The 274-nt window shown below is 40.5% G+C and carries 1 pseudogene; it reads right to left on the bottom strand.

Annotation, left to right across the window (positions count from 1 at the left end):
* A pseudogene (locus SB689_RS23085) lies at nt 1-274 on the bottom strand (hypothetical protein); the annotation flags it as partial.

Below are 274 nucleotides of genomic sequence, written 5' to 3'. Positions count from 1 at the left end.
CCGCTTTAATGTAGTTACTGCCCCTTGAAATCATAAAAGTTGAAGTAGCACCAGATGAATAAAAGTGAGCAATATATTTCTTGTAGGATTTACCCGGTTCTTTTGCCGGGTGGCAGGTCATTGAGATATTCTCAAATTCATCCTCTTTTGTATAATCGTTGCTTATATTGGTAATTCTAACCCAGTCGAAACCAGCTTCAAGGGAGCCAGGACCTGGAGTATCAATTCTTATAAAATCACCCCTTACCGGGGCACGGTCAACATAATTTCCAGA

It is taken from the genome of Chryseobacterium sp. SIMBA_038, from assembly GCF_046535115.1.
Lineage (GTDB): Bacteria > Bacteroidota > Bacteroidia > Flavobacteriales > Weeksellaceae > Chryseobacterium.
Note: the sequence above shows the minus strand (reverse complement) of the source record. Positions and strands in the feature narration are given on the sequence as shown.